The organism is Massilia eburnea (assembly GCF_050709955.1).
In the GTDB taxonomy this organism is placed as follows: domain Bacteria; phylum Pseudomonadota; class Gammaproteobacteria; order Burkholderiales; family Burkholderiaceae_D; genus Rugamonas; species Rugamonas eburnea_A.
Window position 1 is genome coordinate 1 of the sequence record NZ_JBNZFX010000032.1, and the last position, 15,426, is coordinate 15,426.

At 61.4% G+C, this 15,426-nt stretch carries 15 protein-coding genes and 1 tRNA gene; 10 read left to right on the plus strand and 6 right to left on the minus strand.

The features are described 5' to 3' along the window. From wecB to ACQ4MM_RS18455, 5 genes are all read left to right on the plus strand, one after another. Window positions 1-1,119, plus strand: a 1,119-nt coding sequence (gene wecB / locus ACQ4MM_RS18435; RefSeq protein ID WP_431478705.1) for a non-hydrolyzing UDP-N-acetylglucosamine 2-epimerase, incomplete at its 5' end; no start/stop codon positions are given. Further along, a complete protein-coding gene (locus tag ACQ4MM_RS18440; protein ID WP_431478706.1) occupies window positions 1,109-1,897 on the plus strand; it encodes a YaiO family outer membrane beta-barrel protein in 789 nt (262 codons plus the stop codon). The genes wecB and ACQ4MM_RS18440, both read left to right, overlap by 11 nt. 2 nt (window positions 1,898-1,899) lie before the next feature. Further along, window positions 1,900-2,706, plus strand: a complete 807-nt coding sequence (locus tag ACQ4MM_RS18445; protein ID WP_431478707.1) for a hypothetical protein — start codon at window positions 1,900-1,902, stop codon at window positions 2,704-2,706. Beyond that, window positions 2,693-3,346, plus strand: a complete 654-nt coding sequence (locus tag ACQ4MM_RS18450; RefSeq protein WP_431478708.1) for a hypothetical protein — start codon at window positions 2,693-2,695, stop codon at window positions 3,344-3,346. Before ACQ4MM_RS18445 ends, ACQ4MM_RS18450 begins: the two co-directional genes overlap by 14 nt. Window positions 3,347-3,505: 159 nt before the next feature. Beyond that, window positions 3,506-4,018: a hypothetical protein gene (locus ACQ4MM_RS18455; protein WP_431478709.1), complete on the plus strand. Its 513-nt coding sequence runs from the start codon at window positions 3,506-3,508 to the stop codon at window positions 4,016-4,018. On the opposite strand, the gene ACQ4MM_RS18460 is transcribed toward ACQ4MM_RS18455, so the two are convergent. From ACQ4MM_RS18460 to ACQ4MM_RS18470, 3 genes are all read right to left on the minus strand, one after another. Beyond that, on the minus strand, window positions 4,012-4,389 hold the full coding sequence (locus ACQ4MM_RS18460) for a C13 family peptidase (RefSeq protein ID WP_431479048.1): 378 nt from the start codon (window positions 4,387-4,389) through the stop codon (window positions 4,012-4,014). The genes ACQ4MM_RS18455 and ACQ4MM_RS18460 overlap by 7 nt on opposite strands. Then, window positions 4,346-5,155, minus strand: coding sequence for a hypothetical protein (locus ACQ4MM_RS18465; RefSeq protein ID WP_431478710.1), 810 nt, complete (start codon window positions 5,153-5,155; stop codon window positions 4,346-4,348). The genes ACQ4MM_RS18460 and ACQ4MM_RS18465 overlap by 44 nt, the downstream gene beginning before the upstream one ends. Window positions 5,156-5,392: 237 nt before the next feature. Further along, on the minus strand, window positions 5,393-6,031 hold the full coding sequence (locus ACQ4MM_RS18470; RefSeq protein ID WP_431478711.1) for a DUF4136 domain-containing protein: 639 nt from the start codon (window positions 6,029-6,031) through the stop codon (window positions 5,393-5,395). A 162-nt stretch (window positions 6,032-6,193) separates the two neighbouring features. Between ACQ4MM_RS18470 and pepN the strand changes: the two genes are divergently transcribed. The 3 genes from pepN (at window position 6,194) to ACQ4MM_RS18485 (ending at window position 9,983) form a co-directional block, all read left to right on the plus strand. Beyond that, a complete protein-coding gene (pepN, locus tag ACQ4MM_RS18475) occupies window positions 6,194-8,809 on the plus strand; it encodes an aminopeptidase N (RefSeq protein ID WP_431478712.1) in 2,616 nt (871 codons plus the stop codon). Between the two features lie 23 nt (window positions 8,810-8,832). Next, window positions 8,833-9,840, plus strand: coding sequence for a class 1 fructose-bisphosphatase (locus ACQ4MM_RS18480; protein ID WP_431478713.1), 1,008 nt, complete (start codon window positions 8,833-8,835; stop codon window positions 9,838-9,840). Between the two features lie 67 nt (window positions 9,841-9,907). After that, window positions 9,908-9,983 (plus strand) — tRNA-Thr (locus ACQ4MM_RS18485). A 49-nt stretch (window positions 9,984-10,032) separates the two neighbouring features. On the opposite strand, the gene ACQ4MM_RS18490 is transcribed toward ACQ4MM_RS18485, so the two are convergent. Together ACQ4MM_RS18490 and ACQ4MM_RS18495 are read right to left on the minus strand one after the other, a co-directional pair. Further along, on the minus strand, window positions 10,033-10,344 hold the full coding sequence (locus ACQ4MM_RS18490) for a hypothetical protein (RefSeq protein WP_431478714.1): 312 nt from the start codon (window positions 10,342-10,344) through the stop codon (window positions 10,033-10,035). 82 nt (window positions 10,345-10,426) lie between these two features. Further along, entirely contained in the window at window positions 10,427-11,359 is a 933-nt protein-coding gene (locus tag ACQ4MM_RS18495; RefSeq protein WP_431478715.1) for an alpha/beta fold hydrolase, read from the minus strand. Between the two features lie 160 nt (window positions 11,360-11,519). Between ACQ4MM_RS18495 and ACQ4MM_RS18500 the strand changes: the two genes are divergently transcribed. Continuing rightward, the gene (locus ACQ4MM_RS18500) at window positions 11,520-12,473 is read left to right on the plus strand and encodes an alpha/beta fold hydrolase (protein ID WP_431478716.1); all 954 of its coding nucleotides are present in this window, start codon (window positions 11,520-11,522) and stop codon (window positions 12,471-12,473) included. Here the strand turns inward: ACQ4MM_RS18500 and ACQ4MM_RS18505 are convergent. Then, window positions 12,424-13,323 carry a LysR family transcriptional regulator gene (locus ACQ4MM_RS18505; RefSeq protein ID WP_431478717.1) on the minus strand — a complete coding sequence of 300 codons (900 nt, stop codon included), beginning with the start codon at window positions 13,321-13,323 and terminating at the stop codon, window positions 12,424-12,426. The two genes, ACQ4MM_RS18500 and ACQ4MM_RS18505, sit on opposite strands and share 50 nt — an antisense overlap. Window positions 13,324-13,459: 136 nt before the next feature. Here ACQ4MM_RS18505 and ACQ4MM_RS18510 point away from each other — a divergent pair, with 136 nt between their 5' ends. Beyond that, window positions 13,460-15,409, plus strand: coding sequence for a TonB-dependent receptor domain-containing protein (locus ACQ4MM_RS18510; RefSeq protein ID WP_431478718.1), 1,950 nt, complete (start codon window positions 13,460-13,462; stop codon window positions 15,407-15,409). The last annotated feature ends 17 nt before the right edge of the window (window positions 15,410-15,426 follow it).

The window sequence follows — 15,426 nt, forward strand, 5'->3', positions numbered from 1 at the left end:
GAAATCATCAAGATGGCGCCGGTCTACTACGCGCTGAAGCAGGACGGCCTGGAACCGCTGCTGCTGCATACCGGCCAGCACGAAGACATGGCCGACCCGATGTACCGCTTCTTCAAGATCCTGCCCGATTTCAGCCTGCCGCTGCAGCGCACTTCCGACGCGCTGTACCACCTGTCGGCCATGCTGCTGGAGAAGCTGGGTGCAGCCTTCGAAGCGGTCCAGCCGGCAGCGGTGCTGGTGCATGGCGATACCGCCAGCGCGGCCATGGCGGCGCTGGCGGCGTTCTACCAGCATATCCCGGTCGGCCACGTGGAGGCGGGCTTACGCTCGCACAACCGCTTCAACCCGTTCCCGGAGGAGAAGAACCGTGAGTTGATCGGCCGGCTGGCGGACTGGCATTTTGCGCCGACTGAAAACGCGCGCCTGAACCTGTTGCGCGAAAATGTCGGAGGCGATCGGATCCATATGGTCGGCAATACCATTGTCGATGCGGTGCGCCTGGCAACCACCGACCCGGAACTGGTGGGCAATCCGGATGAAATGTCCAGCCCACAGCTGCGCGGACTGCAACATGTCATGGCCGGGCGGCGGCTGGTATTCATCACGGCGCACCGTCGTGAAAACCAGGGACATCCCCTGATGTCGATTTCGACCACGGTGCGCAAGCTGTTGCTGGCCGACGAAGACCTGGTGATCGTGTGGCCGGTGCACAGCAATCCTAAGATCCGGGCAACGGTGGATGAAGTATTTACCGATTTGCCGGAAGAGGTGTCGGAGCGCATCTTCCTGACCCGGCCACTGAACTATTCGACCACGCTGCAGCTGCTGCGCCAGTCCTGGCTGGTGTTGACCGATTCCGGCGGCATCCAGGAGGAAGCCGCCTGCCTGCATGTGCCTGTGTTGATCCTGCGCGAAACCACCGAGCGGCCGGAGCTGGTGGCCAGCGGCGGGGGACGCCTGATCGGCACCGAAAGCAGCGCCATTATCGGGGCCGTCGATGCGCTGCGCGCCGACGCCCAGGCTCACGCGGCGATGCGCGCCGCCCCCAATCCATTCGGCGACGGCTTTGCCGCCGCGCGCATCAAGGAAATCCTGATACGGAGTATGCATGATTCGTAAGTTACACCAGCATTTCGTTTGCCTGGCAGTCCTGCTGGCAGCCGGCTGCGCCGCGGCGCAGGCTGCCACAACCGGCACGGTCGAAGCGGGCTTGCTGCATCACAGCCTGAGCGACGGCTTTGGCACCTGGAACCAGCAATTCGTCCGAGGCTCGCTGCGCACCTCCGACGCAACGGTGTGGAATGCGGACCTGGTGAACGCACGCCAGTTCGGCGCGCATGGCACGCTGCTGGTGGGCGGCGTCAGCCACGTTTTCAATGAAGATTGGTACGGCAGCCTGGCCGCCAGCCATGGCAGCAGTTTCTTCTACCCGCAGTCGCGCGCCGACGCGGTGATCAACCGCAAGCTGGGCACCGACCGCAATCTGGTTGCCACCGTCGGCGTAACGGCAGTCAATGCCCGCGACGGCCATCGGGATCGCAGCCTGTTGCTCGGCATCTCGTGGTACCTGCCGAATGCGTGGGTAGTGCAGGGCGGCACGCGCATCAACCGCAGCAATCCGGGCGGCGTGATGGCCAACGTTAAGTATGTTGCCGCGACCTGGGGCCACGACAAACAGCAATACATCGCGCTGCGCTACGACATGGGCGAGGAGGCTTACCAGTACATCGGCGCCGGCTCGGCAGACCTGCTGGTGAATTTCCGCAGCAACGTTATCAGCGGCACCTGGCGCAAGTGGCTGGCCCCGACCTATGGCTTCCAGCTGCGCGCCGAGGCTTACCATAACCCGTTCTACGACCGGCGCGGCGTGGAAGCCGCCTTGTTCAAGGAATTCTGAGCGTGAAGCAATTGCATGCATTGCAGCGCAAGATCGACGACTTGCGGTTCCGCGGCTTCGGCGGCAGCGCGATCCAGCTGCACCGCTCGATGTACCAGATCAGGTTAAGCCGCATCAACCTGCTGGGCTCCCTGGCGCTGCCGGCGGTGTTTACCATTGTGCTGCTTTGCCTGCTGTCGCCTATCCTCGCGCTGTGGCGTGGCCTGTTCGAATTCTGGCTGCCGCGCATCGCGCCGCAGGGCAGTGTGGCGGTTCGCCAGGTCGATCTTGGAGCTTACTACCTGGACCTGCCGTTTCCGCTGCTCCCTGCCGGGGAGCCTGGAAACCAGCTGTGGTGGATCACGCTGGCCGGCTGCGTGCTTGCCCTGCTGGCGACCTTCCTGGTATCGCGCGACCGCTTCCTGCCATTGCAATACATCGTGCGTGCCTGCCTGCTGGTGCAGGCTACCGCGCTGATTTTCTTCCACTACCTGCCGGGCGAATTCCCTTACGACTCGGCGCGCTACCTGGGCGATGCGCTGACGATGGCGCTGATCTTCCTGTTCATCATGCCGTGGGGGCTGGGCGCGACGTATTACATGTTCGCATTTTCGCTGTGGCGCAAAGTGGGCTTGACCGTTTGCACGCTGGCATATTTCACTGTAGCGTTCCCGATGCAATACCTGCTGCACGCCTATGTGCTGCACCATCTGACGTTGCTGTTCCTGCCATTGCTATATCTTGTATTCGGTATCTTCATGGATGTGATGATGTTTGTCGCCCTGTACTCCTGGGGTATGAGTTGGGGCCGCGCAGATGCGCGCGCGTAAGCCGGTCGCGCGCATGGTCACCTCGCTGCTAATGATCGTGCTGGCTGTCTACGTTGCGGTGTGCGCGGTGGTGTTTTTTCGCCAGCGCAGCATGATCTACTTCCCGCAAGCGTTCGAAGGAGGAACGGTGCTGGCGCTGGACGGCAGCGCGCGCGTTGGCGTTACGCTGCAAGAACAGCCGGGACCTTCGGCTGTGATTTACTTCGGCGGCAATGCGGAAGCGGTGGGTGACAGCCTGCCGGAGCTGCAGGCAGTCTTTCCTGGCCAGGCGCTGTACCTGATGCATTATCGCGGTTACGGTGCCACGGCAGGTGAGCCAAGCGAGGCGGGCCTGTTTGCCGATGCGCAGGCATTGTACGAATATGTGCGCGCCCGGCACCCGCAAGTGACGCTGGTGGGGACGCAGCCTTGGCAGCGGCATCGCTACCCGGCTGGCCAGCTTGAAGCCGGTCGACCGACTGGTGCTGGTCACGCCTTACGACAGCATGGCCGGCGCGGCCTCGCACCACTTCCCGTGGCTGCCGGTGCGCTTGCTGCTGCGCGACCGTTACGACTCGGCGAGCCACGCCGCCAAAGTCAACGCACCTACCACCATCCTCGCCGCCGAGCGCGACGAAGTTATTCCCCGCGCCAGCAGTGAAACCCTATACCGCAGCTTCCGCCCCGGCCTCGCGACGTTCCACGTCGTGCCAGGAGTAGGGCATAACGACATCTCGCTACGCGCACTGAAAATCGATTGAACTTTCTTACGCCGCCCCTGTCGAAGGACTGTTAACATCCGACAGGGGGGGGGACCGTCATGAGCAATTCTGCGAAAGAAATGACTGAGTGCGTCAGCGCTTTAACCATGTTAGTTGCGGCCCTGCACAATTTGATGGACCGCTACCCCGACCTGAGGTCCGGTTTATTGCAGGCCACCACGCGGTTGAGTGAAGCATTGCCGTGCGCGTCATCGTTTCTGAGCATTGATATTGGCGAAATCAACGAGCGGCTAACGGAGGTGGAGCGCAGTTTGAGCCTGCTGGAGATCGATGTAGCCCAACTTAAGATCGATGTAGCCCAGCTTAGGATCGATATCGCCCAACTTAAGATCGATATCGCTCAGCTTAAGGTCGATGTTGGAGAGATCAAGGAAGACGTGGCATTGCTTGGCAAAGATGTGACCGAAGTCAAGGTCGCAATTGCGGGGATCAATGGACGCCTGGATATCTTTGCGTCCAAAGAAGACTTGCATAAGCAGACATGGAGAATTTACGGCGCCATGGCGACCCTCATGGCTGTCTTCTATTTCCTCGTCCGCTTTGTTCACTGAAATGTGGCGAGCTTGGCGCGGATGGCGCTGCCGACGGAGATTTGCGGGTTCGAATAGCCGTCGTCCTTGCCTGCTTCGACTTCGCGCTTGCGGATGACTTCGCGTGCGGCAGCGTGGGCTTGTTCGAAGGAGCGCGTGTGAGTACGCAGCTGTTCGTCGAACATGGCGCGGCCGAAGAAAGTCAGTTCCGATTTGTAGCCGCAGCCGTAGGACGTGTGATCGGCATCGGCTGCAGTCAGCACCATGGTGGCATCGTCTTTCAGCGACGGAATCCAGCTGCCCGAGAAGCAGGCCGACACCGCAATCACGCGATGCTTGATACCCGCTTCATCCAGCCACTTGCGCAGCGTGGAAGGCGTCAGCTCGGTCAGTTCGAACGGGCCAGAAGTCCGCCGCCAACTGGCCTTCGCGCGCGCCGTGCGAAGTCAGGTAGATGAACAGCACGTCTTCGTCCTTGTCCATGGTGCGCGACACGCTGCGGATCGCTTTCCGCAGGTTCACAGTCGTGGCCCACGGCAGCTTTTCCGCAGTCTGGAAATGGTTCACCAGCTGCATCGTGCGGCCGGCAGTGTCGAAGCGCTGCGACATCACGTCGGCCACCATCTGGCTTTCGCGGCGGAACACTTCATCACCATAAGGCGCAAAGGTCAACGCGTACATATCGACCTTGCCGGGGCGCTGCGGCGCCAGCGCAGCCAGTTGACGCGACAGCAGCACCGGCTGCGACTCCATCAGTTCCGCGGTCAGTTTCAGGTAGCGCGACGATTCTTCGTTATTGGCCTGCTGCTTTTTCGGATACCAGAAATCCGGCTGCTGGGTGGCTACGCCAAGCACAATCACGCCCGTCATCAAGCTTGCGGAGAGCATCAGCGGCCAGCGCCTGCCGCGCCCGGCGCGCGCCAGCAGCACGAGTTGCGACAGGGTCATCACGGTGACCGGGATGCCCCACAAGATCCATGCGCCCCATGGCCCCAGGTAGCGCACCGACCACGCCTCTGATCCGCTGTGCAGCATGACGGCAAAGCACAGGTCAACGAACAGCTCCATCCAGACCGACTGCGCCAGCAACAGGGTTGTCAGCAGCGCCAGGTCCGGCGCTGCGCCGGGACGCCCGCTCGGCCCCGTGCCGCGCGCCATCAAGGCGTAGAAGGGGCAGGAGTGCGAAAGGCAGCCAGCCGTAGGCGATGGCCTTCCAGTAAAAGATTGCGGGCCCGTTGATGTACAGGCGCTGGAACAATAGCGATAGCCCCAGCACCAGCAGCACCAGGAACGCAACGACACCGGGGACCGGTCGACAGGCCTTCCCAGCGTGGAGAACGGAAAAAGGCGGTGGATGCGCCTTCGCGCAGCCACCGCCCGATCGATTTGATAGTGTTATTGGAGCTCAAGATCTACGCGCTTGGCCTTTCCGCTTTCGCCAGGGAAGCCGGTGAAGGCGCTTTGCACCAGTGCCGGCATGACCAGTGGGGTCGATTGCTTGCGGCTGGTGTTCTGCACTGTCACGTCATACAGCTTTTTGCCCTGCAGGTTATTAATGGTGACGCGCAGGTTGCGGTCGTAGTTATGCTGGATGGTTTCGCGGTATTCCATCGGCCCCCACATCCACGGATCGTAGTATGGGCGGTAGAAACCGTAGTAGCGATAACGGTAAGGATAGTAGCCCCAGCGTGGGTAATAGCCCCACGGCCCTGGCCCATACATCCACGGGTCGGTCGCAGTCAGGACCTTGAACGGACGGTCGATGGTGCTGAACTGCATGCCGACGCGCAGCTTGGCATCCTTGGTAGTAGCGGCTTGCGTGAAGCCCAGCTTGGCCAGTTCACCGCTCACCAGGTTCTGGTAGCTGCGGAATTCCAGCGTATCCTCGCCCGGGGAAGGGGTTTCGAAGGTATATGATTTGTCCGGCAGGTCGCTCGGCCACTCATGGAAGACCGTAACGTTGCTGCGCAGGGTAGTGGCACAGCCGCTCAGCAACAAACTGGTGGCTGCCACCAAAATGGCTAGCGCTTTCATGGCGAGACTCCTTTTTATCCTTATAGCCAGTTTAATCTGGCAACATGCGTTTCACCTAATTATTACAGAATGTTACCCCCACAGGGACACCGGAAAAGAATCGGGCGTACCGCTTGCCCGGTATTGGTAAAATAGCCTTCTTTGTCCTCGCTCGCCAAAACCATGCGTACCGACAGCCCTCAAGCGATTTATCGTAAAGACTACACCCCGCCCAACTACCTGGTGGAGACCGTGGAACTGGGCTTCGACCTCGATCCCGTCTGCACCATCGTCGCCAACCGCGTGCAACTGCGCCATAACCCGGACAGCAAGAGCCGCGACCTGGTGCTGCAGGGCGAAGCCATTGAGCTGGTCGCGCTGCGCATGAACGGAGTGGAGCTGGATCCGGGTCAATATATTATTGGCAACAATACCCTGACCATCCGCAATGCCCCGGTCAACGTATTGCTGGAAATCGAAACCACCTGCGCTCCTGTCGAAAACACCACGCTTTCGGGCCTGTACACCTCGGGCAGCGGTTTCTACACCCAATGCGAGGCCGAAGGCTTCCGCCGCATTACCTACTTCCCGGACCGTCCGGACGTGATGGCGCGCTATACCGTGATGCTGCGCGCCGACAAGGAGCAGTACCCGGTCCTGCTCTCCAACGGCAACCTGCTGGAAGAGGGCGACCTGGGTGATGGCCGCCACTATGCCAAGTGGGAAGATCCGTTCAAGAAGCCGTCCTACCTGTTTGCCCTGGTGGCCGCGCGCCTGGTGTGCCAGGAAGAGAAATTCAAGCTGAAGTCCGGCCGTGAAGTCCTGCTGCAGGTGTGGGTGGAAGAGGGCAACCTCGATAAGACCGACTACGCCATGCTGTCGCTGAAAAATTCCATTACCTGGGACGAGGAACGCTGGGGCCTGGAACTGGACCTGGACCGCTTCATGATCGTCGCCGTGAGCGACTTCAATATGGGCGCGATGGAGAACAAGGGCCTGAACATTTTCAATACGAAGTTCGTCCTGGCCAACCCGCGCACCGCAACCGATATCGACTACTCCGGCATCGAAGCCGTGGTGGGCCACGAGTACTTCCACAACTGGACCGGCAACCGCGTAACGTGCCGCGATTGGTTCCAGTTGTCGCTAAAGGAAGGCCTGACCGTATTCCGCGACCAGGAATTCAGTTCCGACATGATCGGCACCGAAAGTGGCCGCGCCGTGACCCGCATCGACCAGGTGCGCACGCTGCGCCAGGCCCAGTTCCCGGAAGACGCGGGGCCGATGGCGCACCCGGTGCGCCCCGACTCCTTCGTCGAGATCAACAACTTCTACACCGTGACCGTGTATGAGAAGGGCGCCGAAGTGGTGCGCATGTACCAGACTTTGCTGGGCCGCGAGGGCTTCCGCAAGGGCATGGACCTGTACTTCGAGCGCCATGACGGGCAGGCAGTGCAATGCGACGACTTCCGCGCCGCGATGGCCGATGCCAACAAGCGCGACCTGAAGCAGTTCGAGCGCTGGTACAGCCAGGCCGGCACGCCGGTGGTCAGTGCCAGCGGCCGCCACGATGGCGCAAAGCAGGTGTACGAACTGACGCTGCGCCAGTCCTGTCCGGCCACGCCGGGCCAGGCCGAGAAGCAGCCCTTCCATATTCCGGTGGCGGTGGGCCTGCTGGACCGCGACGGCAAGGACCTGATCCCGACCAAGGTACTGGAACTAACCAAGGGCGAGCAGACCTTCCGCTTCGAAGGCATTGCCGAAGCGCCGGTGCCGTCGATCCTGCGCGATTTCTCGGCGCCGGTGGTGCTTGAATACCCTTATACCGACGACGAACTGCTGCACCTGTTCCGCTATGACAGCGACCCGGTGAACCGCTGGGAAGCAGGCCAGCGCCTGGCCATGGAACGCCTGTTGTCGCTGGCCCAGTCGGTGCTGGAGGGCAAACCGCTCAAGCTTGACGATACCTACATTGCCGCCCTGCGCGCCATCCTGGCCGACCGGGATCTGGATCCCGCTTTCCGCGAGCAATGCCTGATCCTGCCATCGGAAACCATCATCGCCGAGCAGATGGAAGTGGTGCACCCGCAAGCAATCCACAGCGCGCGCCAGTTCATGCGCCACGCCATCGGCACTGCGCTGCATGCCGAATTGCTGCAAGTGTACGCCGGCAATGAAACGCCAGGTCCTTACAGCCCTGACGCCATTTCGGCCGGCAAGCGCGGCCTGAAAAACGTGGCGCTGGCTTACCTGCTGGTGCAACCGAACGCCGAAGCGGTCAAGCTGGCTGGCGAGCAGTTCGCCGCCGCCACCAATATGACCGACCGCGCTGCCGCCTTGTCCGCGCTGATTCATAGCGGCGCGGACGCCGGCAAGCAGCTCGACGCCTTCTACAAGGATTTCAAAGGCGAAGCGCTGGTGGTGGACAAATGGTTCGCCATGCAAGGCTCTGCACCGCATACCAATGTGGCCAAGGTGCGTGAGCTGATGAAACACCCAGCCTTCACGCTGAAAAACCCGAACCGCGCCCGCAGCCTTCTGTTCAGCTTCTGCAACCAGAATCCGTCGCAATTCCACGCTGCCGACGGCAGCGCCTATGAGTTCTGGGCCGAGCACGTGATCAAGCTCGACGCCCTGAACCCGCAAGTGGCCGCCCGCCTGGCCCGCAGCATGGACCGCTGGCGCCGTTATGCACCGGCGCTGCAAGTCCATATGCGCCACGCGCTGGAAAAAGTCGCCGCCGCCACCAAACTGTCCAACGACGTGATGGAAGTGGTCAGCAAAGCACTCGCAAACTAATCAAGCACTAACCTAGGGAAATAATGAAACGTATCAGCCTGACCCAATACCTCGTTGAGGAACAACGCCAGCACCACAGCATTCCAGCCGAACTGCGCCTCCTGATCGAGGTGGTAGGCCGCGCCTGCAAAACCATTTCGCACAGCGTCGGCAAGGGCGCACTGGGCGAGGTGCTGGGCGCGCTGGAATCCGAGAACGTGCAGGGCGAAGTCCAGAAGAAGCTGGACGTGATCTCCAACGAGATCCTGCTGGAAGCGAACGAATGGGGCGGCCACCTGGCGGCGATGGCTTCGGAAGAAATGGAAGACATCCACCCGATTCCTAACCGTTATCCGAAAGGCGAGTACCTGCTGGTGTTCGACCCGCTGGATGGCTCCTCCAACATCGACGTCAACGTATCGATCGGCACCATCTTCTCGGTGCTGAAAGCGCCGGAAGGCATGACCGAACCGAGCGAGCAGGATTTCCTGCAGCCGGGCGCCAAGCAAGTCGCCGCCGGCTACGCCGTGTATGGCCCGCAAACGCTGCTGGTGCTCACCACCGGCAATGGCGTGAATTGCTTCACCCTGGACCGCGAGATGGGCTCGTGGGTCCTGACCCAGCGCAATATGCAGATTCCTGCCAAGACCAAGGAATTCGCGATCAACTCGTCCAACCAGCGCCACTGGCACGCGCCGGTTCAGCGCTACATCGGCGAGCTGCTGGCCGGCTCCACCGGCCCGCGCGGCACCGACTTCAATATGCGCTGGATCGCTTCGATGGTGGCCGACGTGCACCGCATCCTGAACCGTGGCGGCATCTTCATGTACCCGGCCGACCTGCGTGATCCGTCCAAGCCGGGCCGCCTGCGCCTGATGTACGAAGCGAACCCGATGGCCTTCATCGTTGAACAGGCGGGCGGCATGGCGACCGACGGCAAGCGCCGCATCCTCGACATCCAGCCTGAAAAGCTGCACCAGCGCGTGCCGGTCTTCCTTGGCTCCCGCGACGAAGTGGCACTGGTTACCAGCTACCACCAGGAAGTCGTGTAATTTTTACAATGATGGGGTCCTGATACTAGCAAACGCGCAAGTTTGTTTGTTATAATCCGGGCTCTTTGCCGGTGTAGCTCAGTTGGTAGAGCAGCTCATTCGTAATGAGAAGGTCGTAGGTTCGATTCCTATCTCCGGCACCAGGACGTACAAAAGCCCTGCTAGTTCGTTGAATTAGCGGGGCTTTTTCATTTATCGCTGAGCGAACAGCGCTATCAGCGCAAGGAAAATTGCGACTAGAAGTGCGATCGTTTGATGATGCTGGGCGTCCATCCGGGCATGCAGCTTTTCTACGGCCTCGTGGAGTTTTGCTGCGAATTCCGCTCTTAACTCAATGCGGAGAGAGTTCAATCCGGTCTCGATTTTCGTTTCAATTTCCTTGAACCTGCAATCCATGTGCGCACGTAGCGCCTTCAGTTCGCATGAAAGATTGACCATAGCGTTCTCCAGCTTGGTTATGCGTTCCTCGTGGTCAGCGAGCTCAGGTGGCGGCGTGATGTCCATGGCAGCTCCTTGAATGATCCTACCATTTTCGCCACGCCTCCGAGCGCCCGCTTGATACAGCTCAAACGTGCACTGCGCTACGTTACCTGACGTTATGCGCGAGGAAAGTGCGCATCAGTTTGCCAATTTTTTCACCGTCTTCCTCGAGCGCGAAGTGGCCGGTGTCGAGCAGGTGGAGCTCGGCTTTCGGCAGGTCGCGCAGGTAGGGCGCGGCGCCAGCGGCGGGGAAGATCTTGTCGTTCTTGCCCCAGGTGATCAGCATCGGCGGCTGGTGTTTGCGGAAGTAGGCTTGCCATTCCGGATAGCGTGCTGGATTGCTGCCGTAGCTGTAGAACAGTTCGAGCTGGATGTCCTTGTTGCCGGGGCGGTCCATATAGGCCTGGTCCACGGTCCATGCGTCGGGACTGATCTTGCCGGCATCGCGCGCGCCGTGGGTGTACTGCCATTTGGTCGCCCCGATCTCGAAGAAGGGTTTCAGCTTGGCGGCATTGGCTTCGGTCTTGTCGGCCCAGTAGACCTTGAACGGCGCCCAGAATTCGTTGTCGATGCCTTCGTTGTAGGCATTGCCGTTCTGGACCACGATGGCGGACACGCGCTCCGGGTGTGCGGCTGCAAGGCGGAATCCGATCGGGGCGCCGTAATCCTGCACGTACAAGGCGTATTTCGATGCACCGACGGCGGTGGTGAATTTGTCGACCACGTTTGCCAGGTTGTCGAAGCTGTAGGCGAATTTGTCGACGGCCGGTGCATCGCTTTGGCCGAAGCCTGGATAGTCGGGGGCGATCACGTGATAGCGCTCGGCCAACTGCGGAATCAGGTTGCGGAACATCTGGGATGAGGTGGGGAAGCCGTGCAGCAGCAACACGGTCGGTGCGTCTTTCGGGCCGGCTTCGCGGTAGAAAATGTTCACGCCATCGACCTTGACGGTGCGGTAGCTCACGTCCGTTGCGGCGGCGGATGCGGTGGCGGCTGCAAAGGCCAGGACCAGGGATGCGGCGATGCGGGAGGTGTTCATGTTCGCTTCCTTCAAAAGTGGTTTGGATGGGATGGATTGTAGGAAGCGGCCCAGGGTGCCGGAACTACGCGCAGCGAAACAATCCATTTCGCTGCGCGACGTTCCGCCGGGCCTGGAGCGCCGATAGAGTGGGCCCATCGACAATCCACTGGAGAACAAGATGAAAACACTCGTTGCCGCAGCCGCCATCGCACTTGCCGGAGCCGCCCAGGCCGCCCCTGTCGCCTATCGAACGGTTGCGGTGGACGGTATCAATATCGCCTATCGCGAAGCCGGCGACGCGGGCAAGCCGACCATCCTGCTGCTGCACGGCGTGCCAAGCTCCTCGCGCATGTACGATGGCCTGCTGCGCAAGCTGGGCGACCGCTATCACCTGGTGGCCCCGGACTATCCAGGCTTCGGCAACAGCGATGCGCCGGATCCGGCCAGGTTCGCCTACACCTTCGACAACCTGGCGACGGTAATGCACAAGTTCACCGACGCCGTCGGCGCGCAACGCTATGTGCTGTTGATGCAGGATTACGGTGCGCCGGTTGGCATGCGCATGGCGCTGGGAAGGCCGCAAGCGGTGCAGGCAATGGTGTTCCAGAACGGGAACGTGTACGAAGATGGACTGGGCGCGATGTGGGCCAAGCGCAAGCCGTTCTGGGCGGACCGTGCGGCGCACGAGAAGGATGTCATTGCCGTGCACCAGTCAGTGGCGGCCACGCGTGCCCGGCATATCGGCAGCGACCCGGCGATCGCAGCCTACGATCCGGATCTGTGGATGGATGAATATGCCTATCTCAATCGCCCAGGCCAGGCGCGCATCCAGGCCGACCTGATTTACGACTACCAGCACAACCTGGCCGCTTATCCCGAGTGGCAAGCCTGGCTGAAGCAGCGCCAGTTGCCGACCCTGGTGGTGTGGGGCAAGCACGACCTGGCGTTCACCGTGCCGGGCGCCCAGGCCTTCAAGCGCGACAACCCGTCGGCCGAAGTGCATATCCTGGATGGCGGGCACTTTGTGATGGATACCAAGCTGGACGAAGTGGCCGCCATCACCGGCGCCTTCCTTGGCAAGCTCAGTTCAGGTGCGGGTGCGTCCGCAGGTGCTGCGCCAGCAGGTCGATAAATTTACGGACCTTCGATGAGCCGTATTTGCTTTCCCGGTGCAGGATGTGCACCGGCCAAGGCTCCTCTTCGAACTCCGGCAGGATGATCTTCAACTGGCCGGCCGCCAGTTCGTCCGCCATCTGGTAGGACAGCAGGCGGCAGATCCCCAAGCCTTCCACGGCGGCGCGGACCGCCGAGTCGTTGCTGGAGACTGTGAAGCGCGGCTTCATGCGCACGGTGATGGCCTCTGTCCCAAGGCCAAACTTCCACTCAACGCGCGGCGTGATATTGCTGGCGGCGATGATCGTATGACCCAGCAGGTCGTCGGGATGCTGCGGCACGCCATGCCTGGCGAGATACTCCGGCGACGCGCACAGGACGCGCCGCATTTCCCCCACGCGCAGCGCCTTCATGCTCGAATCAGGCAGGGGGCCAAGGCGCACCGCGACGTCCATGCCTTCTTCGACCAGGTTGACCACGCGGTCGAGGAAGAAGGCGGTGACGTCGACATCCGGGTACTGCTTCAGGAACTGCACGATGCAGGGGGTGACGAAGGTCCGCCCGAACAGCACGGAAGCGGTGACGGTCACGTTGCCCTTGGGCGGGGCATTGACACCGGAAGCCGCATCGTTGGCCTCCTCGATACTGGCCAGGATATTGCGGCAGTCGTCCAGGTAGCGCTGGCCGGCTTCGGTCAGGCGTACATTGCGCGTGGTCCGCTGCAGCAGCTGGGCGCCCAGCCCTTCCTCCAGCGCCGCGACTGCGCGCGTGATGGCGGCCGGCGACAGGTTCAGGCTGCGCGAGGCGGCGGCAAAACTTTCCTGTTCGCCCACCGCCACGAAGACCGTCATCAGGTGCATGTGATCCATGAATTTCCTCCTGACGCGATGGTAGCTGCACTCGAGGGTTAAAACTTAAGCCATATTAACTTTTTTGCCTTATACTTCTTGCATGTTTGAATGCGAATGATTATTATTTGCGTTCAATTTTATCCCTGAACAAGTTATGTCCCTTTCGAAAACCCTCATCGCGGCAAGCCTGGCCGCCATCGGCCTCCCAGCGCTTGCCGACGATGCAGGCGGCGTCGGCGACGGCAACGTCGTTGTAGTTACCGCTTCCATGCGCGCCCACACGGTGGCCGGCGCACCCGCCTTCACCACCGTCATCACAGCGGAAGACATTGCCAAATCGCCGGCCAACGGCCTGGCCGACCTGCTGCGCGACAGCGTCGGCGTGAACAACCGGACCGACGAAAACGGCCGCGATGAAATCCGTATCCGCGGCCTGGGCGGCAAGTACACGCTGATGCTGGTAAACGGCAAACGCGTTTCGTCCGGCGGCGCCCTGTGGCGCGGCGGCGATTTCGATTTCAGCTCGGTCCCGCTGTCCAGCATCAAGCGCGTTGAGATCGTGCGCGGACCGATGGCGGCGCTGTATGGTTCCGATGCGATGGGTGGCGTGATCAACATCATCACCTGGCCGGCCAGCAAGGAGTGGAAGGGGAGCGTGACCGGCGAGTACCGTACCGTCGACAGCGGCTACGACGGCGACCAGTATCGCGTGGGCGCCAACCTGTCCGGCGCGCTGAACGATACCGTCAGCCTGTCCCTGGCTGGCGAACGCTATGACCGCGATGCATGGTGGGGCGCGCCCGCCAGCGACAATACGCGTACCCCGCGCCTGGAAGAGAAGAAGGCCAGCAACCTTACCGGCACGCTGACCTGGCAGCTGTCGGAAAACCAGGCGCTGGACTTCGACCTGGGCTACAACAAGGACGAACGCCCGCGCGTGATGTACTACTACGCCTTCTACCCGCAATGGAACTTCGAATCGCGGGACATCCGCGACCAGGAGATCGAGCGCAAGACGTATGGCCTGACCCACCGCGCCAGCTGGGGCTGGGGCAATACCACCGCTTACATCACCCGTGAGAATGCGGAAATCCAGGACTTCAATACCCGCTATAACGCGCCGCAGCAGCGCACCCTGAAGGAAGAGAATACCTACGCCAAGTTCTATGGCAACACCAGCTTCGGCATCAATGCACTGACCGCGGGTATCGACCTGCGCCGCCAGGTGATCCGCGATGCGGCCAGCTACCTGGACACCGGCAAGGTCAATACCGACAGCAAGGCGGTCTTCGTCGAGGACGAGCTGGCACTGGCGAAGGACTGGCACCTGACCCTGGCCGGCCGACTGGATGATCACAGCGTGTTCGGCAGCCATTTCTCGCCCAAGGGCTACCTGGTCTGGCAGGGCAGCGATGTGCTGACCGTCAAGGGCGGCATCAGCAAGGCGTTCAAGGCGCCGGACTCCTACCAGTTGAGCAAGGAATACCGCATCGTCAGCTGCGGCGGCAGCTGCTTTCTGGCCGGTAACCCGGAACTGTCGCCGGAGACCAGCACCAACTATGAGCTGGGCTTCGAAGTCCACCAGAAGGGCTGGGACCTGACCGCCGTCGCATTCAAGAATGACGTGGACGACATGATCGTGGCAACCTACGATGCTGCGGCCAATGCGCGGCGCTGGGTCAACGTCGCACAGGCCAAGACCAAAGGCCTGGAACTGGAAGCGAGCGTGCAACTGCATCCTTCCCTGACCCTGTCCGGCAACTTCACCCACCTGAAGGCCGACTACGTCAACGAGAACGGCAAGACCACGGTGCTGGACAACCGTCCGGAGAACGTGGGCCGCGTCGGCCTGGCCTGGACCGCAGTGCCGGGTGTGCAGGCGTCGCTGTCGGCAAACTATACCGGCAAGCAGTTCTACTCCGAGAAGGAGCTGCCGGGCTACACCCGCGTCGACCTCGGCCTGTCCGCCAAGGCGGGCAAGCATTGGACGCTGCGCACCGGCGTCAAGAACCTGACGGACGTCGACTTGTCCAAGAAGAGCAAGGACTTCAGCTTCTTCGAGCTGGGCCGCAACTACTACGTCAGCGCCACTTACGGCTACTGATGTCCGCAGGGGCTTGC

What these genes read in the sequence shown, in the direction of transcription:
- ACQ4MM_RS18440 (WP_431478706.1), top strand. Translation starts at nt 1,109, where the DNA reads ATGATTCGTAAGTTACACCAGCATTTCGTTTGCCTGGCAGTCCTGCTG.
- ACQ4MM_RS18450 (WP_431478708.1), top strand. Translation starts at nt 2,693, where the DNA reads ATGCGCGCGCGTAAGCCGGTCGCGCGCATGGTCACCTCGCTGCTAATG.
- ACQ4MM_RS18455 (WP_431478709.1), top strand. Translation starts at nt 3,506, where the DNA reads ATGAGCAATTCTGCGAAAGAAATGACTGAGTGCGTCAGCGCTTTAACC.
- ACQ4MM_RS18465 (WP_431478710.1), bottom strand. Translation starts at nt 5,155, where the DNA reads ATGGCGCGCGGCACGGGGCCGAGCGGGCGTCCCGGCGCAGCGCCGGAC.
- ACQ4MM_RS18470 (WP_431478711.1), bottom strand. Translation starts at nt 6,031, where the DNA reads ATGAAAGCGCTAGCCATTTTGGTGGCAGCCACCAGTTTGTTGCTGAGC.
- pepN (WP_431478712.1), top strand. Translation starts at nt 6,194, where the DNA reads ATGCGTACCGACAGCCCTCAAGCGATTTATCGTAAAGACTACACCCCG.
- ACQ4MM_RS18480 (WP_431478713.1), top strand. Translation starts at nt 8,833, where the DNA reads ATGAAACGTATCAGCCTGACCCAATACCTCGTTGAGGAACAACGCCAG.
- ACQ4MM_RS18490 (WP_431478714.1), bottom strand. Translation starts at nt 10,344, where the DNA reads ATGGACATCACGCCGCCACCTGAGCTCGCTGACCACGAGGAACGCATA.
- ACQ4MM_RS18495 (WP_431478715.1), bottom strand. Translation starts at nt 11,359, where the DNA reads ATGAACACCTCCCGCATCGCCGCATCCCTGGTCCTGGCCTTTGCAGCC.
- ACQ4MM_RS18500 (WP_431478716.1), top strand. Translation starts at nt 11,520, where the DNA reads ATGAAAACACTCGTTGCCGCAGCCGCCATCGCACTTGCCGGAGCCGCC.
- ACQ4MM_RS18505 (WP_431478717.1), bottom strand. Translation starts at nt 13,323, where the DNA reads ATGGATCACATGCACCTGATGACGGTCTTCGTGGCGGTGGGCGAACAG.
- ACQ4MM_RS18510 (WP_431478718.1), top strand. Translation starts at nt 13,460, where the DNA reads ATGTCCCTTTCGAAAACCCTCATCGCGGCAAGCCTGGCCGCCATCGGC.